This window comes from Bradyrhizobium sp. SZCCHNR1015, assembly GCF_032489875.1.
Classification (GTDB): domain Bacteria; phylum Pseudomonadota; class Alphaproteobacteria; order Rhizobiales; family Xanthobacteraceae; genus Bradyrhizobium.
Map to the genome: position 1 here is coordinate 398,550 of NZ_JAUEYW010000003.1, position 23,034 is coordinate 421,583.

Below are 23,034 nucleotides of genomic sequence, written 5' to 3' on the forward strand. Positions count from 1 at the left end.
GGCACCGGACACGCTTGAAACCCGAAAGCCCGTTTGCCCACCTCGCCGCGCGAGGCGGGTCTCAAAGGACCGGATCTGACCAGTGCAGACGCTTCGCCTGTTGTTCCGCTATTCCCCGATCAAGATCATCGTTCTCGCTGCCGCTCTCGTGCTCGCGCCGCGCTGGGCCCATGCCGAGGCGCTGCTGCTCGTCGAAGCCGACACCGGCAAGGTGCTGGAAGCGCAGAACGCGACCTATCCCTGGTACCCAGCATCAGTCACCAAGCTGATGACCGCCTATGTCACCTTGAAGGCGGTCAAGGAGGGCAGGATTACGCTCGACACGCTGTTCACGGTCTCGCCGACCGCGGCTTCGCAGTCGCCGTCGAAGATGGGCTACCGGCCGGGCACGCAGCTCACCGTCGACAACGCGCTCAAGATGATGCTGGTGAAGTCCGCCAATGACATGGCGGTGGTGCTCGCCGAGGGCGTCGGCGGCTCCATCGACGGCTTCTCGGCGATGATGAACGACACCGCCCGCAAGCTCGGCATGACGCAGACCAGCTACGTCAATCCGAACGGACTGCCTGCCGACGGCCAGATCACCTCGGCGCGTGATCTCGCGATCCTGGCGCGCGCCATCATCCGCGATCTTCCCGAGTACGAATACTTCGTCCACATCCCGTCGATCCGCTACGGCCGCCGCGTGGTGCAGAACTTCAACAAGCTGATCGGGCGCTATCCCGGCGCCGACGGTTTCAAGACCGGTTTCATCTGCGCCTCGGGCTACAATCTGGTGGCGTCGGCGACCCGCAACGGCAAGCGCCTGATCGCGGTGGTGCTCGGCGCCTCCTCGGGACAGATGCGCGCCGTGCGCGCGATCCAGATGCTCGACCGCGGCTTCAACGGCAACCAGCTGAGCTGGCTGAAGTCGCCGCTCGGCACGGTCGATCAGTTGGCCCCGGTCGACGCGACGCCGCCCAACCTGCGCGACGACATGTGCAACGGCCGCCGCCACCGGCCGGCCAGCGATGAGGACGAGGACACCGTTGCCGGTGCGGACGGCGAAGCGACCGGCGGCACCCTGCTCGCCGGCCTGCAGGCGCCGTCCATGAAGCCGTCCGAACTGCTGGCGGCGGCCCCCGCTCCGTCCGAGCCGGTCGTGGTCTACACCGGCCCGACGCGCACCGGCGCGGCGCTGATCGCAGCTGTCGCCGCCGATGCCGACGCGCAGACCCCGGCCAGGCACCGCGGCAAGAAGGCGCATGCCGCCGCCCGCAAGGATGCCAAGCCGGCGACCCGGACCGCCGCCAAGACCGATGCGGATGCGAAGGCCGCGGCCAAGCCGTCGGATGCCAAGCCGTCGAACGCCAAGCCGGGCGCGGCACGCCACGTCGCCGCCAAGCACGAAGCCGGCGGAAAACCGGCGGAAAAAGCCGGCTCCGACGCGCCCAAGCCCACCAAGCCCAAGGCCGCCGCAAAGCCGAAGACGGACGGCAAGCCCGCGCCGAAGGACGGCTGATCCCGCGCGGCGCATACTGACGCAGCCAGCAACTGGCGCGGGCCCTCGGCCCGGACTGCCTGTACCTCCCCTTTCATCGACGCGCCGGCCGCTTGCCTTGAACGGCCGGAAATTCGATATTGGCGCCGCCGGCCCCAGAGAGGCGGCTGCCGATATACGAACAAGAGACGATCAGAGAGGAAGGGTCATGGAGCGCATCTGGCTCAAGCACTATCCGGCCGGCGTTCCCGCCGATATCGATCCGGGCAAATACCCGTCGCTCGTCGACCTGCTGGAAGAGAGCTTCAAGAAATTCGCCGATCGCCGCGCCTTCATCTGCATGGACAAGGCGATCAGCTATCGCGAGCTCGACGAGATGTCGGTCGCGATGGGCGCCTATCTGCAGGGCCTGGGTCTGGCGAAGGGTGCGCGCGTCGCACTGATGATGCCGAACGTGCTGCAATATCCGATCGCGATCTCCGCGGTGCTGCGCGCGGGCTACGCCGTCGTCAACGTCAACCCGCTCTACACGCCGCGCGAGCTCGAGCACCAGCTCAAGGATTCCGGCGCCGAGGCGATCATCGTGCTGGAGAATTTCGCCCACACCGTGCAGCAGGTGGTGGGACACACCCAGGTCAAACACATCGTCGTCGCCAGCATGGGCGACCTGCTCGGCTTCAAGGGCGTGATCGTCAACCTCGTCGTCCGCCGCCTGAAGAAGATGGTGCCGGCGTTCTCGCTGCCGGGCGCCGTGCCGTTCAACGATGCGCTCGCCGCCGGCCGAGGCAAGCGCTTCCAGAAGCCCACCATCGGCCCCGACGACGTCGCCTTCCTGCAATATACCGGCGGCACCACCGGCGTCTCCAAGGGCGCCACCTTGCTCCACCGCAACGTCGTCGCCAACGTGCTGCAGAACGACGCCTGGCTGCAGCCGGTCATGGACCGGCCGCCGCATGTCGATCAGCTGCTGATCGTCTGCGCGCTGCCGCTCTACCACATCTTCGCGCTGACCTGCTGCTTCCTGCTCGCAGTGCGCGCCGGCGGCGCCAATCTGCTGATCCCCAATCCCCGCGACATTCCCGGCTTCATCAAGGAGCTGATGAAGTATCAGGTCAACACCTTCCCGGCCGTCAACACGCTCTACAACGGCCTGCTGCATCATCCTGACTTCAAGAAGATCGACTTCTCCAAGCTCAAGGTCTCCAACGGCGGCGGCATGGCCGTGCAGCGCCCGGTCGCCGAGCAGTGGAAGCAGGTGACGGGCTGCAGCATCGCCGAGGGCTACGGCCTGTCGGAGACCGCGCCGGTGCTGACCTGCAACGTGCCGACCTCGACCGAGTTCACCGGCACCATCGGCCTGCCGTTGCCATCGACCTGGCTGTCGATCCGCGACGATGACGGCAACGAGGTGCCGCTCGGCCAGGCCGGCGAGATCTGCGCCAAGGGCCCGCAGGTGATGGCCGGCTACTGGAATCGTCCCGACGAGACCGCCAAGGTGATGACGGCGGACGGCTTCTTCCGCACCGGAGACGTCGGCGTCATGGCCACGGACGGCTCGGTCAAGATCGTGGACCGCAAGAAGGACATGATCCTCGTCTCCGGCTTCAACGTCTATCCGAACGAGGTCGAGGAGGTCATCGCGACCCATCCGGGCGTGCTGGAGACCGCCGTGATCGGGTTGCCGGACGAGAAGACCGGCGAGGTCGTCAAGGCGTTCGTGGTGAAGAAGGACCCCAACCTCACCTCCGAGGACATCATCAAGCACTGCCACGAGCAGCTCACGAACTACAAGGTGCCGAAGCAGATCGAGTTCAGGACCGAGCTGCCGAAGACCAATGTCGGCAAGATCCTGCGCCGGGAGCTGCGCGACGAGAAGAAGAAGCCGGCAGCGGCGGCCTGATCCGTTGGCGGGGCGGCAGCGTTGTGCGATGACGGAGTCGTGATCGCGGCGGGCCGTTGCCGTTTCCGGCCTGCCGAATAGTGTAGCGCGCACCGCGCAAGACAGATCCAAGACACATCCAGGGGAAGGAGTAACTCGAATGACCATAAAGGTTGGCGATAAGCTGCCGCAGGCCCAATTCCGCGTCATGACCGGCGAAGGCCCGCAGGTCAAAACCACCGACGACATCTTCAAGGGCAAGAAGGTCGCGCTGTTCGCGGTGCCCGGCGCCTACACCGGCACCTGCCACAAGATGCATCTGCCCAGCATCTTCCTCAACGCCTATGCGATGAAGGACAAGGGCGTCGACACCATCGCGATCGTCTCGGTCAACGACGCCTTCGTGATGAACGCCTGGAAGCGCGACACCGACCAGCGCGACGAGGCCGTGTTCCTGGCCGACGGCAATGCCGAGTTCACCAAGGCGATCGGCATGGAGCTCGACGCCTCCGGCGCCGGCCTCGGCATCCGCTCGAAGCGCTACTCGATGCTGGTCGAGGACGGCACGGTCACCAAGCTGAACCTCGAAGCCGCCCCGGGCAAGGTCGAGGTCTCCGGCGGCGACACGCTGCTCGGGCAGCTGTGATCCTGCTTTCCTGACCTGATCCGAAGGCCCGCGGTGCCCCCGCGGGCTTTTTTCTTCTGCTTCGACCGAGCCTGCGTTCTACCACCAGAAGAGCGCAGCAGCCGTCGCAGCGACAATCCTAGATGAACAAAAGCCGCTCGGACGCGTTGTAGGCCCCGGTTCATGGAACAAGGGGAGGCCAGCATCTTCAGCGAGCAGACCGAGCAACTGGCGCAGGAAGATGTCCGCAGCGCGCGACCGCCATGGGCGGCTGCACCTTCGTTTCCGATGGCCGCCGTCGTTTCAAACTTCCGTTGCGACATCCTGATCATTGGCGCCGGGATTACCGGCGCGATGATGGCCGAACGGCTGACCCGTCAAGGCCGCGACGTCGTCGTGATGGATCGCGAGAAGCCCTGCCGCGGCAGTACGGCTGCGAGCACGGCCATGCTGTTGTGGGAGATCGACCGGTCGCTGAGTGAGCTCTCGGTGATGATCGGCTTCGAACGCGCTGCGCGGTGCTATCAGGCGAGTCTGCGGGCGGTGAACGAATTGATGCGCCTGGTCGGCGAGCGCAACCTGCCTGGCGAACTGCGGCCGAGACAATCGCTCTACCTTGCGCGAGAAGACGATTCCCGCTCGCTGCGGGAAGAGCTGGAGCAACGCGTTCGGGCCGGGCTTCCCGGCGCATTCCTCGATCACCGAACCCTGCTCGAGCATTTCGGGTTTGCCCGCGCCGGGGCGATCCTGTCTCCCGGCGCGGCCGAAGCCGATCCGGTCAAGCTCGCAAGTGGTCTGCTGTCCCTCGCGCTGTCGCAGGGCGCGCGCCTGGTCCATGGTGATGCGGTGGCCTTTGACAGCGGCAAGGCGAGTGCCACGGTCGGCCTCGACAGTGGACATGAGATCGAAGCCCGTCACATCGTCCTGGCGACAGGATATGCAATGCCCGCGATCATCCAGCCGACGATCCATCGTGTCGCGTCGAGCTGGGCCGTCGCGACCAGGCCCCAGCCACAAAATCTCTGGCGAGACGACGTACTGATCTGGGAGAGCAGCGAAGACTATCACTATGGCCGGACCACGGCTGACGGGCGCATCATTTTCGGGGGAGAGGACGATGAGGACCTCATCGAGCCCGAAGCTCGCGACCGCGCCATTCCGGACAAGTCGCGGCGGCTCGCCGCAGAGCTCTCGGCGCTGTGGCCGCGCGCGATCGTCGATTTCGATTATCAGTGGTCCGGAACGTTTGATACGACCGATGACGGGCTGCCTCTGATCGGCCGCGTTCCGCGCGCTCCCAACATCTATGCGGCCTACGGATATGGCGGCAACGGGATCACCTTCAGCTATCTCGCCTCCGAGCTGATCGCTGCCTTGATCGAGGGCCGCAGCTCACCGCTCCTGGACGATTTTGCCATCGAGCGGAGTTCGCCCGGGCGTCCGTAGTGGTGCCGTGACGTCAGCCGCGCACGTTCTTCTGCATCCTGGCCATCGCCACGCCGTCGCGCGCCAATTGATCGGCGCGCTCGTTCTCGGCGTGCCCCGCATGGCCCTTGACCCAGTGCCAGTTGACCTTGTGCGGCTTCAGCGCGGCGTCGAGCCGCTGCCACAGCTCGGCGTTCTTGACCGGCTTCTTGTCGGCGGTCTTCCAGCCGTTGCGTTTCCAGCCATGGATCCAGCCGGTGATGCCCTGCCGGACATATTGGCTGTCGGTGTAGAGCTCGACCTGGCACGACTTCTTCAGCGCTTCCAGCGCCGAGATGGCGGCCATCAACTCCATGCGGTTGTTGGTGGTGTGCGGCTCGCCGCCCTTGAGCTCCTTCTCCTTGTCGCCGAAGCGCAGGATCGCACCCCAGCCGCCGGGCCCGGGATTCCCCGAGCAGGCGCCGTCGGTGTAGATGCTGACGACCGGATGCTCGCTCACGCCACTGCTCCACCGATGCCGTAGTCGCGCACGCTGGTCACCGCCTGGTGGAAGCGCAGCTTGCGGACATATTCCAGCGGGTCCTTCGGCTTGACCAGCGCGCCCGGCGGCACGTTGAGCCAGTCCACCAGCCGCGTCAGCAGGAAGCGGATCGCCGCGCCTCGTGCCAGCAGCGGCAGCGCCTCCAGCTCCGCCTCCGACAGCGGCCGGACGCGGCCATAGGCGTTGAAGAAGGCGCGCGCCTTGGTGACGTTCAGCGAATGATCGGACTCGAAGCACCAGGCGTTGAGACAGATCGCGACGTCATACGCCAGAATGTCGTTGCAGGAGAACGGGAAGTCGATCAGCCCCGAGAGCTTGTCACCGAGGAAGAACACGTTGTCCGGAAACAGGTCGGCATGGATGACGCCCTCCGGCAGATCCGTCGGCCATGCGCGCGCGAGATGATCGAGCTCGGTCGAGAGCAGCGCGGAGAGGCCGGCCTGCACCGTGTCGGCGCGGTCGCCCGCCTGGGCGAACAGCGAGCGCCAGCCGGACACCGAGAGCGGGTTCTTGCGCACCAGCGGAAAGTCGCGCCCGGCGAGGTGCATCTGCGCCAGCGCCGCACCGACCCCGGCGCAGTGGGTGACGTTCGGCTTGCGCGGCCACATGCCTTCCAGGAAGTTGATGATCGCCGCGGGCCGGCCGGACAGGCTCGAATACACCGCGCCGTCCCGATTGCGCGCCGGCTGCGGACAGCTCACGCCGCGCTCGGCCAGGTGGGCCATCAGGCCCAGGAAATACGGCAGGTCGTCCACCGCCACGCGCTTCTCGTACAGCGTGAGGATGTAGGAGCCCTTGGTGGTGTGGAGCAGGAAGTTGGAGTTTTCGACCCCTTCGGCGATGCCCTTGTAGGACAGCAATTCGCCGATGTCGTAGGTCTTGAGGAAGTCCGCAAGCTCGTCGGCGGCGACGTCGGTATAGACCGCCATGCGCTATCCCAGTTGTCGAAGTTCGCCTGCCCCCGCCTCTCCGATGCGAACTTCATCACCGGACAGGCCCGTTGCGCCCTTCATCGCGCATGCGGGCGCCGGGTTCAAGGCCGAGAGGCCGCCGAGGGCGGAAAACAAGCGGCCGGCTTACTCGGCGGCCGCTTCCGGACGCAGCGAGCGCGGCAGCGGGAAGAACTCGTTCTCCTCGGCCGCCGACACCGTCTCGACATGCAGCACGTAGCGCTCGGCAAAGGCACCCATGATCTCCTCGACGATCACCTCCGGCGCCGAGGCACCGGCGGTGATGCCCAGGCTCTTGATGCCCTCGAAGCGCGCCCAGTCGATGTCCGAGGCACGCTGCGCCAGCACCGCAATCGGGCAGCCCTCGCGCTCGGCGACCTCGCGCAGGCGCTGCGAGTTCGACGAGTTCGGCGCACCGACCACGATCAGCGCGTCGACCACCGGGGCCACCTTCTTGACCGCCAGCTGGCGGTTGGTGGTGGCGTAGCAGATGTCCTCCTTGTGCGGGCCCGAGATGTTCGGGAACCGGCCCTTGAGGATCGCGACGATGTCCTTGGTGTCGTCGATCGACAGCGTAGTCTGGGTGACAAAGGCGAGGTTGTCCGGGTCCTTCGGGGTGAAGGTCGCCGCGTCCTCGGCGGTCTCGATCAGCGTCACGGCGCCGGCCGGAAGCTGGCCGACCGTGCCGACCACCTCCGGATGGTGCGAGTGGCCGATCAGCAGGATCTCGCGGCCGCGCTTGAAATGGATCGCGGCCTCACGGTGGACCTTGGTCACCAGCGGGCAGGTCGCGTCCAGGGAGAAGAAGTTCCGCGCCTGGGCCTCGGCGGGAACCGACTTCGGCACGCCATGCGCCGAAAAGACCACCGGTGCGTTGGTACTGTCGGGAATCTCCGCCAGCTCCTCGACGAAGATGGCGCCCTTGGTCTTCAGGCTGTCGACGACGTATTTGTTGTGCACGATCTCGTGGCGGACATAGACCGGGGCGCCATAGATGGCGAGCGCCCGTTCCACGGTGTCGATGGCGCGCACCACGCCGGCGCAGAAGCCGCGCGGCGAGCAAAGCACGATTTTGAGGTCTGGTTTGGCTGCCATGGGGCTGGTCTGAGCTGATCTGTGCGGGCTGGTTTCGGCGACCACGGACCCCCGGGCCGGCAAGCGGGGGCGGTCGATACGCGAAGAGCTTGGGTCTGACACTCGTTTGGGTAGGACTTGGGACTGCTTTCGAGCGCTGTCAAGGCCGTTTTCTCCAGGCCATTGCGCCCCGCCCCCGGGACGGCTTATATAGGGCCAATTCCCGTCATCGCCGATGACCACAGGTTTCGCCTCCCAGGGCCGGGGCGGAGCACAAAGGAGATTTGCCATGAGCAACGCCCCGCTGATGCCGAAGGCAACTGCCGTGTGGCTGGTCGACAATACTGCGTTGACCTTCGACCAGGTCGCCGATTTTACCAAGATGCACCCGCTCGAGGTGCGCGCCATCGCCGACGGGGACGCCGCCCAGGGCATCAAGGGCATGGATCCGATCTCGACCGGGCAGCTCACCCGCGAGGAGATCGAGAAGGCCGAGCGCGACCCGAACTACCGCCTGCGGTTGCAGGAGAGCAAGGTGGTGCTGCCGCCGCAGCCCAAGCGCAAGGGCCCCCGCTACACCCCGGTGTCGCGCCGCCACGAGCGCCCGAGCGCCATCCTCTGGCTGGTGCGGAACCATCCCGAGCTCAAGGACGCCCAGATCATGCGCCTGGTCGGCACCACCAAGACCACGATCGCCAGCGTGCGCGACCGCACCCATTGGAACGCGCAGACGCTGACGCCGATGGATCCGGTGACGCTCGGCCTGTGCTCGCAGATCGAGCTCGACTTCGAGGTCCAGCGCGCCGCCAAGGAAAAGCCGCTCGACGCCAATTACAGCGGCGCCACCCTGCTGCCGGCCTCCGAGACCACCCGCAAGGACGAGTACGAGCCGGCGGGCCGCGACGAGGACGATCTCAACGTCGACGCCGTGTTCGCCAAGCTCAAGACCATCGGCGGCAAGAAGCAGGACGAGGACGAAGAGTAGGACGCGCGGGCGTCCATCTCTATCGGCCATCAACAGCGCCTGCCACAATCATCGGTGTCGTCCCCGCGAACGCGGGGACCCATAACCACAGGCTTGCGGAACGGCCCAAGCCGGTCGTGGCTCAGCGCCTCGTCCTTCATTCCCGCCGCGGCGTATGGGTCCCGGCTCAAGGCCGGGACGACAGCGGTGGGGGAGGCGCGAGCTCCAGCCAAACTCAAAACTAGCCAGCAGCAATTCTCCCCCAAAAAAATGGCGCCGGGGATGCCGGCGCCATGCAGTCTTGGGAGGAACGCAACAAGTCAGAACTTGTAGGTGACGCCGACGCCGACCAGCCACGGATCGATGTTGGCGCGGCCGGTGACCGGAATTGCGCCGTTGACGGTCGCCGAGTAGTTCGGCTGCAGCCACAGCTTCTTGACGTCGACGTTCAGGCCCCAATGCCTGTCGAGCATGTAGTCGAAGCCGAACTGGACCGCGGCGCCCCACTGGTTGGAGATGTGCAGGTTGGTGACGGCAAGGCCGTTCCAGACCTGGTTCGCGGCGCTCTGGTTGAAGAAGACCGTGTAGTTCACGCCTGCGCCGACATACGGCTTGAACGCGCCGAAATCGGTGAAGTGATATTGCAGGGTCAGCGTCGGCGGCAGCAGCCAGGCCTTGCCCATGTTGAGGCCGTCGAGCGAGCCGGTGCCGCCGATGGAATGCCGGGTGACGCCGAGGATCAGCTCGGCCGCGATGTTCCTGGTGAAGAAGTAGCTGATGTCGAGCTCGGGGACGACCGAGTTGGAGATCGACAGGCCGGAATTCGGCGACGACAGCGCCGGCACGCCGGTCACGTTCACGGTGGAGCCGCCAGCATCCGGCAGCACACCCAGCGCGCGGACACGGAGCATCCACGGATTCCACGCCTCGACCACCGGCGCCTTGGTATAGACCGGCGCCGCCTGCAGGTCGGCTGCTTGCGCCGAGCCCATGGCTCCGCAGATCGCCGCCAGCACCAGCAGCGATGACGAGAGTTTCAAGATTCTGTTCATCGAGGTCCCCATAACCACCACCCTTGAGCAACGTTTGCGCGGGCACGGCCGCGCCTTGCGGTCACAGGTGTGGCAGGGACGCCATGGGCTTGGATTTGATCTCAATCAATCGGCATTGTTGCAGCGCCGATGTCACGCAACTGTTGCATCGAAGTCACGGGCCATGAGAGGCGCTTGCACTGGCGCTCAGGGCCGGTCGGGATGGTTCATCATGTATTCGCCGAGATCGCGCTGCCGGCGGTCGGCACGCGCCTCGGCGCGCTGCCGCTGCACGTCGCGATCCTTGCGGCAGGCGACATATTCGGCGGAGCCCGGCGCGACCTTGCCGCCGGCCTGACAGACCGCATCATCATCGTCATTGCCGATCGCCACCGCAGGACCCTGGTTGCGCGAGGCGCAGGCCGAGAGCGAAAGCACGGCCATCAGCACCAGGGCCAGGCGGGCGGAGGTCTGTCGCATCGAACGTTCCATTCTCGTCAATCGGGCGGTCCGGCCCGTTGCTTGACGACAATGGGCGCCCGGGTCAAGCCCGAGGGCGCGGATGTCGACGCCTCATGATGCTCCAGGGCAGAGCCGTGTTCGACTGCAACTTGTGCTCCTCACCCTGAGGAGCCCGCCAGAGGCGGGCGTCTCGAAGGCGAGGCCCCCACTGCAGCCTCATGGTTCGAGACGCGCCTGTCGGCGCTCCTCACCATGAGGGGCAAGCGACGGAGCGGCCGCTGCATACGGGACCATGAACACGCTGTTTGCGTGTTCATGGAGAGGCTTGAGAGTGACCCGCGCCGCCCGGTGACCTGAGCAGCGTGACGCTACACCCGGCTCTTCAGTGCCTCGCCGATTTCCTCGAGCACCTTGGGATCCTCGATCGTGGCCGGCATGCTCCATTGCTCGCCGTCGGCGATCTTCTTGATCGTGCCGCGCAGGATCTTGCCGGAGCGCGTCTTCGGCAGCCGGCCGACGGTGATGGCGAGCTTGAACGCGGCGACCGGTCCGAGCTTGTCGCGCACCAGCGCCACGATCTCCTTTTCGATCTGCGACGGGCTGCGCGAGACGCCGGCCTTGAGCACGATGAAGCCGCAGGGCACCTCGCCCTTGATCGCATCCTTGATGCCGAGCACGGCGCATTCCGCGACGTCGGGATGCGACGCCAATATCTCTTCCATGCCGCCGGTCGACAGCCTGTGGCCGGCGACATTGATGATGTCGTCGGTGCGGCCCATCACGAAGATATAGCCGTCCTCGTCCTTGTAGCCGGCATCGGAGGTCTTGTAGTAGCCGGGGAATTCGCTGAGATAGGATTCCTTGAAGCGCTCCTCCTGCTGCCACAAGGTCGGCAGGCAGCCCGGCGGCATCGGCAGCTTGATCACGATCGAGCCCATCGTGTTGGCGGGCACGGGCTTGGCGGCTTCGTCGACGATGTCGACCTGGTAGCCCGGCATAGGAACCGTCGGCGAGCCGTGCTTGACCGGCAATAGCCCGATGCCCACCGGATTGCCGGCGATGCACCAGCCGGTCTCGGTCTGCCACCAGTGGTCGATCACCGGCACCTTCAATTGCTGCTCGGCCCATTCCACCGTCGGCGGATCGGCGCGCTCGCCGGCCAGGAACAGGGTGCGGAAATGCGATAGATCATATTTGCGCAGGAAAGTGCCTTCCGGATCCTCCTTGCGGATGGCGCGGAATGCCGTGGGCGCGGTGAACAGAGCGACCGCCTTGTGATCGCTGATGACGCGCCAGAACGCGCCGGCATCGGGCGTTCCGACCGGCTTGCCCTCATACATCACCGAGGTCGCGCCATGGATCAGCGGGCCGTAGATGATGTAGCTGTGGCCGACCACCCAGCCGATGTCGGAGGCGCACCACCAGACCTCACCCGGCTTGATGCCGTAGAGATTCTCCATCGACCATTTCAGCGCGACGAGGTGCCCGCCATTGTCCCGCACCACGCCCTTCGGCTTGCCGGTCGTGCCGGACGTGTAGAGGATGTAGAGCGGATCGGTCGCCAGCACCGGCACGCATGGTGCCAGCTTGCCATTGGCGAGCGCGGATTTGCGCAGCGCCGCCCAGTCGTAGTCGCGGCCGGGCTTGAGCTCGCAGACATGCTCGGGACGCTGCAGGACGATGCAGGCCTTGGGCCTGTTGTCGGCGAGCTCGATCGCCTGGTCGAGCAGCGGCTTGTACTGCACGACGCGGCCGGGCTCGATGCCGCAGCTCGCCGACAGCACGAGCTTCGGCGTGGCGTCGTCGATGCGGGTGGCGAGCTCCTTGGCGGCGAAGCCGCCGAACACCACCGAATGCACCGCGCCGATGCGCGCGCAGGCGAGCATCGCCACCATGGCCTCCGGCACCATCGGCATATAGAGGATGACGCGGTCGCCCTTGGCCACGCCGAAATCCTGCATGATCGCGGCGAGCGTCTGCACCTCCTTCAGCATCTCGGCATAAGTGAGCTTCGTGACCGAGCCGGTGAGCGGCGAATCGTGGATCAGCGCCAGCTGATCGCCGCGGCCGGCGGCGACGTGACGGTCGAGCGCATTGTAGCAGGTGTTGACGACGGCCCCGGCAAACCAGCGGCCATAGGCGCCCATCGCGGGATCGAAGATGGTCTTGGCCGGCTCGATCCAGTCGATCGCGCGGGCGGCCTCGGCCCAGAACCCTTCCGGGTCCTGCAGCGACCGTGCATGGACCTCGTGATAGCGGCTCGCAGCGCTCATGACGTTTCCCCAAGATCTGTGTTTATTCCCGAGTATTGTCACGGGACAAAGCGACAGTTCAAGCCGTCATGAATTGATCCAGATCAGGCGCAACCTGGAGTCCGGTCACTTTCCCGGGCGGATCAATGCCCTGCGTCGCGCAGCATGTCCAAACGTCGCTGCAGGGCTAGACGAAGGTCGTAGCCGGGCTTGCCGAACCGGGCATTCCGTTCGGCGATGAAGTCACGCTGTGCGCTGCGCAGTTCGACCGCAAGGCGACCACGGGACGATTTGAGCCGGCGGGCGTAGCTCTCGGCGATGCCGAGGTCCAGCACCGACAGCTGCGGGTCGGCACAGATGACCTTCTCGACCTCGCGCACGGCGGTGGTGCATTCGAACGACGGCCCGCTGCGCTCCGAAGGCGCATTCAACGGGCGCGGCGGCTCGGCGCCGAACGTCTTGATCTCGGCCAGCATGACGCGCCGGCCGGCGATGGCATTGTCGTTGCCGGGATCCAGCCGCAGCGCCGCCTCGTAATCCGCCAGCGCCTTGGCGCGTTCGCCCATCTTCTTGTACAGCACCGCACGGTTGTTGTAGGCGAGCGCGAAATTCGGATCGATCCGCAGCGCAGCGTCGTAGTCGCCGAGGGCCGCGCCGAGCTCGTTCTTGAACTGATGGGAATCGCCGCGATTGGTGAGGAAATTCGCCCGCTGCTCCATCCGGATCGCCTGGTCATAATCGGCGATCGCCTTGTCGTACTCCTTCATGGCGGCGTAGGTGAGGCCGCGATTGTCGTAATATTCCGACACCTTCGGATCGCGCCGGATCGCCTCGTCGTCATCGGCCAGCGCCTTGTCCATCTGGCCGAGCTTCTTGTAGGCGGCGGCACGGTTGGTGAAAGTGCGGGGACGTTCGGGGTCGAGCCGGATCGCCTCGTCATAGTCGCGCACCGCCTTCTCATTGTCGCCGCGCAGGTAGAAGGCGACGCCGCGGTCGGCATAGGCCTGCGCGAAGTCGCGCTTCAGGCGGATCGCCTGGTCGTAGTCGGCCAGAGCGCGATCAAGACGGCGCTGCTCGGTATAGACGACGCCACGCAGCTCATAGGCCTCGGCGTCATTCGGATCGAGCGAGATCGCCATGCTCAGATCGGCCGCCGCCTTGCCGGCATCGCCACCGGCCTCGCGCATCAGGTCGCCACGCAGCCGGTAGGCGCGCGCATTCTTGCCGTCGAGCGCGATGGCACGGTCGAGGTCCTTCAGGGCCTGGGTCATGCCGCCCGAGGTGCGGGCACGGGCGTCGGCGCGGGCGACCAGGGCGATGGATTGATCCTTGGGCGAACTCGATGCCTGCTCGATTGCGGTCGAGCAGGCGGCAATGAGTTCGGACGGTGGCGCCTTGCTGCCCAAAGCGCATTCGGGGTCCGCAGCGAATGCAGGCTGGGCCCCGAGGCCAAGGACGAGGCCGGCCGCAAGACGCAGCGCGAGGTAGGATGAGCGGGATGAAATCGAATGGATGAAAGCGTGCATCGGCGTGGGCTCGGAATTTCGACTGTTGCGGGTTGAGACGCTGATCTCCCCCGTTGTCGTCTCCGGCCGGAACCCGGTTCAAGCGGCCACGCCGATGATCAATAGCCGTCGACGCCGTTCAGCCGCCGCAGGCGGTCCTGCATCGCCTTCTTGAGATCGTAGCCGGGTCTGCCAAAGCCGGCGTTGCGCCGCGCGATGAACGCGTCCTGTTCGCGCTGCAGGGCGCGTGCCGCGGCGGGGCCGGCCGCCTCGCGAACGACGCGGGCCTGCGCGCCATCGATCTCGCGATCGAGATTGGCGAGCTCCGGATCGGCGCAGATCGCCTTTTCCACGGCGCGCCGCGCCGCGGCGCAATTGAAGCTCGGCCGGCCCGCGACGGCCATCTGCGCGCCCATGCGCTCGAGCTCCACTGCGAGCGCGTGATAGTTGCTGCGGGCGCTGGCGTGATCCGGATTGAGCCGCAGCGCCGCGGCGAAATCGGCCAGCGCCTTCGGACGGTCGCCCTTCTTGCGATGCAGTTCGCCGCGCGCATTGAAGATGCTGGCGAGCGTCGGGTTGAGCTGCAAGGTGACGCCGTAATCGGCGATGGCGCGATCGATCTCCCCCCTGGTAATGAAGATCGAGGCGCGCGCGATCAGTGCGTTGATGCGATCGGCCCTCGCGGCCTTGGGATTGTCGATCACGGCGCCGCATTCGGTGAGCACCTTGTCGCCATCGCGCGCCTCCGAGGCCGCCATGCAGGCACCGGCATCCACCGCCGGCTCCTTGCCAGGCTCGGCCGCGCCGACCGCATGGGCCTGGGTCGAAGCCAGCCATCCGAGCGTGACCAGCGCGGCAAGGCGCAGCAGCCCATCCCGGCGACCGGCTGCAACCCATGAGGAGGCGGATGAGGTCAAGGCAGATGGCTCTCTCAGGTGGTGGGCGATCCGGCACGGCGCGCGGGGCGTAACCGCCTCTGCGGCGACTTCAACTATACAGTGGCAGCAGCGGTGCGACAGTCCTTTCCTGCAGAAGGCAACCCTTGCGAATGGGGCTCGCGAGCTGATCGCGGCCCCCGGCTGAAATGCGCGTGATCGTGCCGCGCATTCCCTTCAAGATGTTGTGGATGCGCGCCCCGGCGACGTCCTCGATCGTCATTTGAACCTGTTGCGGTTCCCGCAGACACAACCGCATGACTATTCTGACCGACAATTCGCGCGCACGCGGCGTCGTTGCGTCCCCTGCGCGCTATTTCTATTTCAACATGGCTCTGGCCTGCATGGCCATTGCGATCATCGGCTTCGCGCCGACCTACTGGCTGCCACTGGCCCGCGGCTCATTCTCCGGCGCGCCCGTGATTCATTTCCACGGCTTCCTGTTCTTCACCTGGACCTTGTATTTCGCGCTGCAGAGCTGGCTTGCCGCATCCGGACGCACGGCGTGGCACCGCTCGTTCGGCATCTTCGGCGTATCGCTCGCCACGGCGATGACGATCTTTGGCTTCCTCGTTGCTATCGAGGCGATGAAGCGTTCCGCGGCGATGGGGCAGGCCAACGAGGGCATCGCCTTCGCCATCGTGCCGCTCAGCGGCATCGCCTTCTTTGCCGTGGTCTTTACGCTCGCGGTTATCCATCTGCGCCGGCCGGAAACCCACAAGCGGCTGATGCTGCTCGCCGGCATCTCGCTGCTGGACGCCGCCGTGGCGCGCTGGTTCCTGACATTCCTGGCGCCCCCCGGTCCGCTCGGCCCGCCGCCGGTGTTCGTGACGATCCCGCCGGCCTTCGTCGCCTACCTGCTGCTCGTCGTCGCGATCATCCACGACCGCCGCACGTTCGGACGCGTCCACCCGGTCTACATCTATGGCGGACTCGCGCTGATCGCCGTGAAGCTGCTGAACTGGCCGATCAGCGTGACGTCGGCGTGGCACGCGATCGGCGGCAGCATGCTGGCAATGGCGCAATAATCGCGCAGTGTATCGCTCCTCGTCATTGCGAGGAGCCGCAGGCGACGAAGCAATCCAGAGTCCTTGCTCGGCCCTGGATTGCTTCGCTCGCAATGACGCAGAGAGAGTTAGCTCCTGCAGGTCAACCCGCCATCCACCACAAGCATGGTGCCGGTGACATAGCGCGACTCGTCGGAGGCGAGGAACAAGGCGGCATTGGCGACGTCGAAGGCGTCGCCCATATGTCCCATCGGCACCTGCGCATCCCGCTTCTTCCACATCTCCTCGACATCGCCCTTGGCGTAGCTCGCGGCCAGCCCCGCGGAGTGCTCGACCATCGGCGTCTTCATCAGCCCGGGCAGGATCGCATTGACGCGGACGTGCTTCGGCGCGAACTCGACCGCGGTCGTGCGTGTCATCTGGTTCATCGCCGCCTTGCTGGCGCCATAGCTGACATAGGAAATGCCGACGTGGCGGATCGAGGCCACTGAGGAGATGTTGATGATGGAGCCGCCGCCCTGCCCGATCATCACCGGAATGACGTGCTTCATGGCGAGATAGGCGCTCTTCAGGTTGACCGCGAACACGCGGTCCCATTCCGCTTCATCGACATCGACCACGCTGCCCATCTCGGCAATGCCGACATTGTTGTCGAGCACGTCGATGCGGCCATAGGCGGCAACGCAAGCCTTCACCATCGCCTCGACCTCGACGGCCTTCGAGACATCGGCGGTGAACGCCTCGGCCTGCCCGCCTTCGCCTGAAATGATCGAGGCCGTCTCCGCGGCGGCGTCCTTGTTGCGGTCGACGCAGAACACCTTGGCGCCCTGCCGCGCAAAGGTCACGGCCGTGGCCTTGCCGTTGCCCCAGCCCGGCCCGATCGAGCCCGCACCGACCACCAGCGCCACCTTGCCCCTGAGACGATCCATCGCGTTCTCCCGTCGTTTGTTCGTTATTCGGTACAGGCGCTCATCGTGATCGTCGCGGCGCCGATGTCATGGCCGAAGATGTCCGACAGCGTCCGGCATTGCCCGTCCGCGCAGATGCGCCACTCGCCGGCCGCGCCGGAATTGGCGAGCACGATCCGCGACAGCGGACCCCGCTGGGCCTGCCATTGGAACCAGCCATCGACCAGCCGTGCCTCCGGCGGCGGCTCCATGCCGGCGCCGGAGCCCTTGACGCGGGCCTGCACCAGTTCGAGACCGTCAGGCGTGACGCGCCAGTCCTCCTGCCACGCGGTCTTCTCGACCGAGTGGGTCCAGGCCAAGGTGAAGCCGGCGAGGGCCAGCGCCTTCACCACACCCGATGACGCGAGGCAGAGGCTCAAGCGGAGGCCGCCACGGCAGCCGGCGGCCGCTGCCGCCACTGCCACGCCACGATCACCACCGCCAGTGCAAATCCCAGCATGTCGCTGTAGGGAAATTCGCCAAGCAGGCAGACCGACGCGACAAACGCCAGCAGGCGCTCGACCAGGGTCATGCGCACGTACAGGAAGCCGATCGCCACCATGCCGAACAAGCCGATCGAGATCAGCGCCTTGACGGAGGCATAGGCGACCGCGCCGATGAAGCCGAGTTGCGCCTCCATCGGGTCGCCTGGCTGCAGCATCAGCGCGGGCGAGTAGACGAACAGAAACGGAATGACATAGCCGGCGAGCGCGATCCGCATCGCCTCCCACCCGATCTTGTCGGGATTCTCCCTGGCGATCGGGGCGGCGGCCAGCGCGGCCAGCGCGACCGGTGGTGAAAGATCGGCCATGATGCCGTAGTAGAACGCGAACATGTGGCTCGCGATCAGCGGCACGCCCAGCTTGGCGAGCGCGGGGGCTGCGAGCGCTGCGGTGATGATGTAGGTCGGGATGGTCGGGATGCCGGTGCCGAGCAGGATCGACAGCAGCATGGTCATGATCAGCGCCGCGAACAGGCTGGTCTTGCCGAGGCCGATCACCCAGCTGCCGAAGATCGAGCCGACGCCGGTCTGGGTCATCATGCCGATGATGACGCCGACGATGGCGCAGGCCATGCCGACGGTCAGCGCCGACTTCGCACTTTCCGCCAGAGAATCGCGGCAGGCGTGCAAGGTGCCCATGCCGCCGCGCACGAAGCCGGTGATGACGATGAGCGCGACGACGACGGAGGCGACGGGAATGATCTGCAGGCCATTGCGCGACAGCGCGCCGACGACGAGCGCGAGCCCGATCCAGAATACGTAGCGCAGCACCTGGTTGGAGAAGCCCATGGTGATCGAGGTGCCCAGGATCAGCGCCACCGTCAGCGCGAGTCCCATCGAGCCCGCATACAGCGGCGTGAAGCCCTCGAACAGCATGTAGACCAGCGCGGCGAGCGGCAGCACGAGATACCAGCGCGCCACCAGCGCCTTCCAGGCGCTCGGGATCTCCGACGTCTTCATGCCGGTCAGGCCGTGCTTGCCGGCCTCCAGGTGCACCATCCAGAACGCCGAGGCGAAATACAGGATCGCCGGGATCACGGCGGCCTTGACCACCACCGAGTAATCGACGCCCAGCGTCTCGGCCATGATGAAGGCGACCGCGCCCATCACGGGCGGCATGATCTGGCCGCCCATCGACGCGGTGGCTTCGACGCCGGCCGCAAAGGCGCGGCGGTAGCCGAACCGGATCATCAGCGGAATCGTGAACTGGCCGACGGTGACGACATTGGCGACGCCCGAGCCCGAGATCGTGCCCATCATGCCCGAGGCGAATACCGCGACCTTGGCCGGACCGCCGCGGGTGCGACCGAACAGGCCGAGCGAGACGTCGGTGAACAGCTGGATCATGCCGGCATGCTCGAGGAACGAGCCGAACAGGATGAACAGGAAGATGTAGGTCGCCGAGACGTAGATCGGCACGCCGTAGAAGCCCTCGGTGCCAAACGACAGATGCGTGACGATCTGATCGAAATCATAACCGCGATGGTTGAGCGGCGCCGGCAGATACTGGCCGAAGAACCAGTACAACAGGCAGGCGCCGCACATCAGCGGCAGCGCGAGTCCCATCAGCCGGCGCGTGCCCTCGAAGATCAGGACCGCCAGCAGGGTTCCGACCACGAGATCGACGCGGGTCGGATCGCCATCGCGCGCGATCAGGTCGGCGTAGAAGATCCACTGATAGAGGCCGCAAAGGAAACCGATGGCGCCGACGGTCCAGCCCGCGATCCGTCCCGCATCGGTCCTGGCGGTGAAGTTGCCGATCAGGCCGAAGGTGAGCAGCAGCAGGAAGCCGACATGGACGCCGCGCACGACCTGGCTCGGCAGATAGTTGAAGGCGGCGACATAAAGCTGGAACAGGGCGAACGCGAGACCGATGCCGTAGGCCAGATAGCCCCAGCGGCCGGGACCGAAGCCCTCCGGAAAGCCGTGCTCGAAATTGTCGAACTCGACCTTGACCGGCGTTTCCATGTTCACGGCTTCGATCGTCATGATCCCCCCAACGCGCCCATCAGGCGCTGCTGACCATGGCCGCAATCACCTGAACGACAAGACTGCGCGGAAGGTTTCCCGCGCAGCCGGTTGCGAATGACCCGGCCTGCAAGGCACGCCGGGCGAGCAGCGTCCTTATTTCAGGATGCCCTTTTCCTTGTAGTAGCGGATCGCGCCCGGGTGCAGCGGCACCGGGCTGTCCTGCGCCGCCGTCTCCAGCTTGATCTCCTTGCCGGCGGCGTGCGCATTGGCGAGCTCCGGCAGCGACTCGAAGATCAGCTTGGTCATCTGATAGGCGAGATCGTCTGATACCGCCGAGCTGGTGACGAGATAGTTGATCACGGCCGCGGTCGGCACGTCCTTGTCCTGGCCGGTATAGGTGTTGGCCGGGATGGTCGCCGCGACGAACGGGGGCCCGATCTTGTCGACGACCTCCTTCGGCACCGACACCACGGTGATCGGCGACGAGGTCGACAGATCCTTCAACGATGCGACGCCGAGGCCAGCCGACTGCAAGGTGGCGCCGAGCTGCCGGTTCTTCATCAGGTCGACGGATTCAGCGAAGGGCAGATACTCCACCTTGCCGAGATCCTTGTAGCTCATGCCGGCAGCGGCGAGGATCGCGCGCGAGTTGAGCTCGGTGCCGGACTTCGGCGCGCCGACCGACAGGCTCTTGCCCTTGAGGTCCGCCAGCGTCTTGATGCCGGATTCGGCCGTCGCGACGATCTGGATGTAGTTCGGATAGATCGCGCCGATGGTGCGCAGCTTGTCCAGCTTGGTCTTGAAACCGGCCTCCTCCTCGCCGTTCCAGGCGGCCTTCAGGGAGTCGCCGAGCGCGAAGGCGAGCTCGCCGCGTCCCTGCTGCAGCAGGATCAGGTTCTCGACCGAGGCCTTGGTCGCCTGCACCTGGGTTTTCACATTGGGGATCTTGTCGCCGTAGATCTTCCCGATGGCGACGCCGAGCGGATAGTAGACGCCCGACGTGCCGCCGGTGAGCACGTTGATGAAGCTCTGTGCCTGCGCCGCCGGCGCCGCGAGCATGCAGGCGGCCGCCAGAATGAAACCGGTTGCAGTGCCAGAGATTTTCGAGAAACGCATGGATCCTCCCATTGATTTTGCCGCAAATTGGACGGCTGCGGGCGCGGGGTCAACCCATCCGAAAGACGGGCGCACCAGCCTCTCCCGCTCCCACGGCGCGAGGCCGGGACCGATGCGCCCCCGCGTTCAATCTTACATTGACAGTAACACCAGCTTGAACCGCAGGTGCAGCCCAGAGCGGCGGGCTGCCTCCCTCGCAAGGCCGCCGCTCATTGGAACGTCATGTCGACGCACTTGGAGATGTCCGAGCCGAGCCCGGACGAGATCGTCATGCAGCCGCGCACTTTCTGCTGGGTCGTATCCGCCACCCAGATCGAATAGCCGCCATTGCCGAAGAAGGAGTTGGTGTTCGCCGGCTCGGTCTCGGTGGCATCGAACTCGTATTTGGAATCGGTATCGAACACGCGCGGCTTCCTGGTGCAGCCGCCGTCGGTCTGGACGTTGATGACCTCCTTGTTGTCCCGGGTCAGCGACAGTGAGACCTGGCAGCGGAAATATTCCGAGGTCTTCACGTTGAAGAGGTAGGCGTAGGACTTGCAAACGGCCGTATTGAGCTTGCCGGCGGAGAGACCGCGGCTGCAGGCGATGCGCTGGTTGTTGGACAGCTTGAAGTCGTCGGCCCGGGCGGATGCCAACGTCACCAGCGACAACGCCGCAACCCAACCGATCTTCGTGACGAGGCTCATCCGAATCATCCCCAAAGTGTTTTCTTGGCCTATGTTTCTAAACCACGCTGCAGGATAATCGCGAGATCGGCGAATGGAAAATCCGCCAACGATCACCGCGCTGCGACGGGGCCACGATGATGCCAACGCGTTCGCGATTTGTTCGAGGCGACATCGATTGGAGGAGGACATGAAGAGCCCGTTTCTGAAAGCCCTGATCGCCCTGGGGGCGCTCGGCGCACTGACCAGCGTGAGCTGCGCCGCACCGCCGGAGCCGTGGGAGCTGAAGCCCGACATGGGTTACGCCTATGGCAAGGACGGCAAGACGCTCGCCTACAAGATGGGCACCAAGAACGCCGACATGCTGCTCAAGGGTGCCAAGAAGGTGCCGAAGGGCACGCTGTTCTTCGTCGGCCAGAACGGTCAGCTCTACATGCGGACCGCCCCCTATCTCGACGGCGACGGCAGCTTCTCGTTCGGCGCGGATGAGTAGAGGCGAGCGCGCGCAGCCTCAGAACGCGGCCGCCAGCTCCTTGGCGCCGGGCAGGCTGCTGAGCGAGTCCATCCTGGAATCCGTCACCGCAAGCAGCTTCGCCACGGTGTTGTAGCGAACGGCGACCGGATTGCGCTCATAGCCGCCGCGCTGGAAGAAGTTGGCGGTCGGAACCTGATCGCGCATCTCGAGCGGCATCGTCACCATGTCGAAGCCCGTGCCGTCGCCGGTGAGATTCATCATTTCGAGCTCGGCGGCCGAAAGCGGCCTCGTGTAGCCCTTGGCGCGTGCGAACAGCACCGACGTCAGGAGCTTGTGCGTCTGCAGCATCGGCCCGACGTCGATGTCGAGCACCATCGCGTGCATGGCCCAGCCCTGCGGCGTGTTGCCGATCTTCTCATGCGCCGACCAGTCGTCCGGTACGGAGCGCGCGATTGCGACCATCTTCTTCAGGACCGCGAGCTTGTGCTCCATCGCGCCGCGTGCCGGCCCGGACGTCCGCGCCACGCGTTCACCGAGCAGGCGGATGAACAGCGGGCCCTGCTCGGCCAGCAGCTCGACGCTGTTGGTGGTCAAGAGCTGATTGTAGCCGATCGCCGTCGAGATCGCGCGGTTGCCCTTGAAGCCCGATTGCGAATCGTGCTTGCCGTTGCCGCCGGTCTCGAAGGCATAGACGCGCACCGCCTGCTCGCGAGTCAGTCCCGACGCCGCGGCGAAGCGCGCATAGGCGCGCTTGAAATCGATGTCGCTGGCGGGGCGCTGCGGCGACCATTGGAAATGCTCCTGTGCCGCCTTCACGAGGTCGGCGACCACCGGGATGTATTTGCGCTCGCGCGGCTCGCCCTCAGGTTCCGGCTCGGGATTCACCGGCCGCTTCGGCCCGGTGTAGACCGGCGGCTGCTCCAGCACATAGTCGTCGAGCCCGATCGGCTGACGATCGCGGCGCTTGGCATTGCGCGCCCGGCGCTTGTCGGCGATCGCCTTCCAATAGGCGCCCGCCTCCTGGTCGAACTCCGCGCGCGCCTGCTGATATTCGGCGAGTTTGCGCCGATACTCCGCAATCGCGGCGGGCGATGCCATCTGCGCCAAAGCTTCGCGCGGGGCGACCGGTGCGCCGGGTTCCGCGGCCAGCAGAGGCGGCGCGCCGGACCCGGCGCAGGCGACAATCAGGACAAGCGTGCGAATCGGCTGATGAAGCATGCCGCCCTTG

At 65.8% G+C, this 23,034-nt stretch carries 22 protein-coding genes; 7 read left to right on the top strand and 15 right to left on the bottom strand.

Translation table 11 applies throughout. From position 1 onward, the window contains the following. Positions 1-82 precede the first annotated feature (82 nt). From QX128_RS08260 to QX128_RS08275, 4 genes are all read left to right on the top strand, one after another. Positions 83-1,501, top strand: coding sequence for a serine hydrolase (locus tag QX128_RS08260; protein WP_316218044.1), 1,419 nt, complete (start codon positions 83-85; stop codon positions 1,499-1,501). Between the two features lie 187 nt (positions 1,502-1,688). Next, positions 1,689-3,380, top strand: a complete 1,692-nt coding sequence (locus QX128_RS08265) for a long-chain fatty acid--CoA ligase (RefSeq protein ID WP_316218045.1) — start codon at positions 1,689-1,691, stop codon at positions 3,378-3,380. Positions 3,381-3,519: 139 nt separating this feature from the next. Continuing rightward, positions 3,520-4,005, top strand: coding sequence for a peroxiredoxin (locus QX128_RS08270; protein ID WP_315804617.1), 486 nt, complete (start codon positions 3,520-3,522; stop codon positions 4,003-4,005). A gap of 267 nt (positions 4,006-4,272) precedes the next feature. Continuing rightward, positions 4,273-5,430, top strand: a complete 1,158-nt coding sequence (locus QX128_RS08275) for an FAD-dependent oxidoreductase (RefSeq protein WP_316237183.1) — start codon at positions 4,273-4,275, stop codon at positions 5,428-5,430. A 13-nt stretch (positions 5,431-5,443) separates the two neighbouring features. On the opposite strand, the gene rnhA is transcribed toward QX128_RS08275, so the two are convergent. The 3 genes from rnhA to ispH form a co-directional block, all read right to left on the bottom strand. Next, positions 5,444-5,908: a ribonuclease HI gene (rnhA, locus tag QX128_RS08280; protein ID WP_315736125.1), complete on the bottom strand. Its 465-nt coding sequence runs from the start codon at positions 5,906-5,908 to the stop codon at positions 5,444-5,446. After that, a complete protein-coding gene (locus QX128_RS08285) occupies positions 5,905-6,879 on the bottom strand; it encodes a homoserine kinase (RefSeq protein ID WP_316237184.1) in 975 nt (324 codons plus the stop codon). Before QX128_RS08285 ends, rnhA begins: the two co-directional genes overlap by 4 nt. A gap of 147 nt (positions 6,880-7,026) precedes the next feature. Continuing rightward, entirely contained in the window at positions 7,027-7,995 is a 969-nt protein-coding gene (gene ispH / locus QX128_RS08290) for a 4-hydroxy-3-methylbut-2-enyl diphosphate reductase (RefSeq protein ID WP_315804620.1), read from the bottom strand. A 268-nt stretch (positions 7,996-8,263) separates the two neighbouring features. Here ispH and QX128_RS08295 point away from each other — a divergent pair, with 268 nt between their 5' ends. Continuing rightward, positions 8,264-8,959 (top strand): DUF1013 domain-containing protein, encoded by a 696-nt coding sequence (locus QX128_RS08295; RefSeq protein ID WP_315804621.1) that lies wholly within the window; start codon positions 8,264-8,266, stop codon positions 8,957-8,959. Positions 8,960-9,258: 299 nt separating this feature from the next. On the opposite strand, the gene QX128_RS08300 is transcribed toward QX128_RS08295, so the two are convergent. The 6 genes from QX128_RS08300 to QX128_RS08325 form a co-directional block, all read right to left on the bottom strand. Continuing rightward, entirely contained in the window at positions 9,259-9,990 is a 732-nt protein-coding gene (locus QX128_RS08300) for an OmpW family protein (RefSeq protein WP_315804622.1), read from the bottom strand. Positions 9,991-10,176: 186 nt separating this feature from the next. Beyond that, positions 10,177-10,449, bottom strand: coding sequence for a hypothetical protein (locus tag QX128_RS08305; protein WP_316237185.1), 273 nt, complete (start codon positions 10,447-10,449; stop codon positions 10,177-10,179). A 350-nt stretch (positions 10,450-10,799) separates the two neighbouring features. Continuing rightward, complete coding sequence (locus tag QX128_RS08310) at positions 10,800-12,704, bottom strand: propionyl-CoA synthetase (RefSeq protein ID WP_316237186.1); 1,905 nt, start codon at positions 12,702-12,704, stop codon at positions 10,800-10,802. 122 nt (positions 12,705-12,826) lie between these two features. Next, the gene (locus QX128_RS08315) at positions 12,827-14,209 is read right to left on the bottom strand and encodes a tetratricopeptide repeat protein (RefSeq protein WP_316237187.1); all 1,383 of its coding nucleotides are present in this window, start codon (positions 14,207-14,209) and stop codon (positions 12,827-12,829) included. 98 nt (positions 14,210-14,307) lie between these two features. Beyond that, positions 14,308-15,057 carry a tetratricopeptide repeat protein gene (locus QX128_RS08320; protein ID WP_315804685.1) on the bottom strand — a complete coding sequence of 250 codons (750 nt, stop codon included), beginning with the start codon at positions 15,055-15,057 and terminating at the stop codon, positions 14,308-14,310. 118 nt (positions 15,058-15,175) lie between these two features. Beyond that, positions 15,176-15,346, bottom strand: a complete 171-nt coding sequence (locus tag QX128_RS08325; RefSeq protein ID WP_315804626.1) for a hypothetical protein — start codon at positions 15,344-15,346, stop codon at positions 15,176-15,178. A gap of 34 nt (positions 15,347-15,380) precedes the next feature. On the opposite strand from QX128_RS08325, the gene QX128_RS08330 reads away from it, so the two are divergent. Continuing rightward, the gene (locus tag QX128_RS08330; protein WP_316237188.1) at positions 15,381-16,151 is read left to right on the top strand and encodes a hypothetical protein; all 771 of its coding nucleotides are present in this window, start codon (positions 15,381-15,383) and stop codon (positions 16,149-16,151) included. Between the two features lie 107 nt (positions 16,152-16,258). Here QX128_RS08330 and QX128_RS08335 read toward each other — a convergent pair whose 3' ends face one another. From QX128_RS08335 to QX128_RS08355, 5 genes are all read right to left on the bottom strand, one after another. Continuing rightward, positions 16,259-17,059 (bottom strand): SDR family oxidoreductase, encoded by an 801-nt coding sequence (locus tag QX128_RS08335; RefSeq protein WP_316237189.1) that lies wholly within the window; start codon positions 17,057-17,059, stop codon positions 16,259-16,261. Between the two features lie 23 nt (positions 17,060-17,082). Then, positions 17,083-17,457, bottom strand: a complete 375-nt coding sequence (locus QX128_RS08340) for a DUF1850 domain-containing protein (protein ID WP_315804629.1) — start codon at positions 17,455-17,457, stop codon at positions 17,083-17,085. After that, positions 17,454-19,547 carry a TRAP transporter permease gene (locus QX128_RS08345; protein WP_316237210.1) on the bottom strand — a complete coding sequence of 698 codons (2,094 nt, stop codon included), beginning with the start codon at positions 19,545-19,547 and terminating at the stop codon, positions 17,454-17,456. Before QX128_RS08345 ends, QX128_RS08340 begins: the two co-directional genes overlap by 4 nt. 156 nt (positions 19,548-19,703) lie before the next feature. Beyond that, positions 19,704-20,666, bottom strand: a complete 963-nt coding sequence (locus QX128_RS08350) for a TAXI family TRAP transporter solute-binding subunit (RefSeq protein WP_315804630.1) — start codon at positions 20,664-20,666, stop codon at positions 19,704-19,706. 209 nt (positions 20,667-20,875) lie between these two features. Continuing rightward, entirely contained in the window at positions 20,876-21,352 is a 477-nt protein-coding gene (locus QX128_RS08355; protein ID WP_315804631.1) for a hypothetical protein, read from the bottom strand. A 169-nt stretch (positions 21,353-21,521) separates the two neighbouring features. On the opposite strand from QX128_RS08355, the gene QX128_RS08360 reads away from it, so the two are divergent. Then, the gene (locus QX128_RS08360) at positions 21,522-21,824 is read left to right on the top strand and encodes a hypothetical protein (protein ID WP_315804632.1); all 303 of its coding nucleotides are present in this window, start codon (positions 21,522-21,524) and stop codon (positions 21,822-21,824) included. Positions 21,825-21,842: 18 nt separating this feature from the next. On the opposite strand, the gene QX128_RS08365 is transcribed toward QX128_RS08360, so the two are convergent. After that, positions 21,843-23,024, bottom strand: coding sequence for a hypothetical protein (locus QX128_RS08365; RefSeq protein WP_316237190.1), 1,182 nt, complete (start codon positions 23,022-23,024; stop codon positions 21,843-21,845). Positions 23,025-23,034 lie beyond the last annotated feature (10 nt).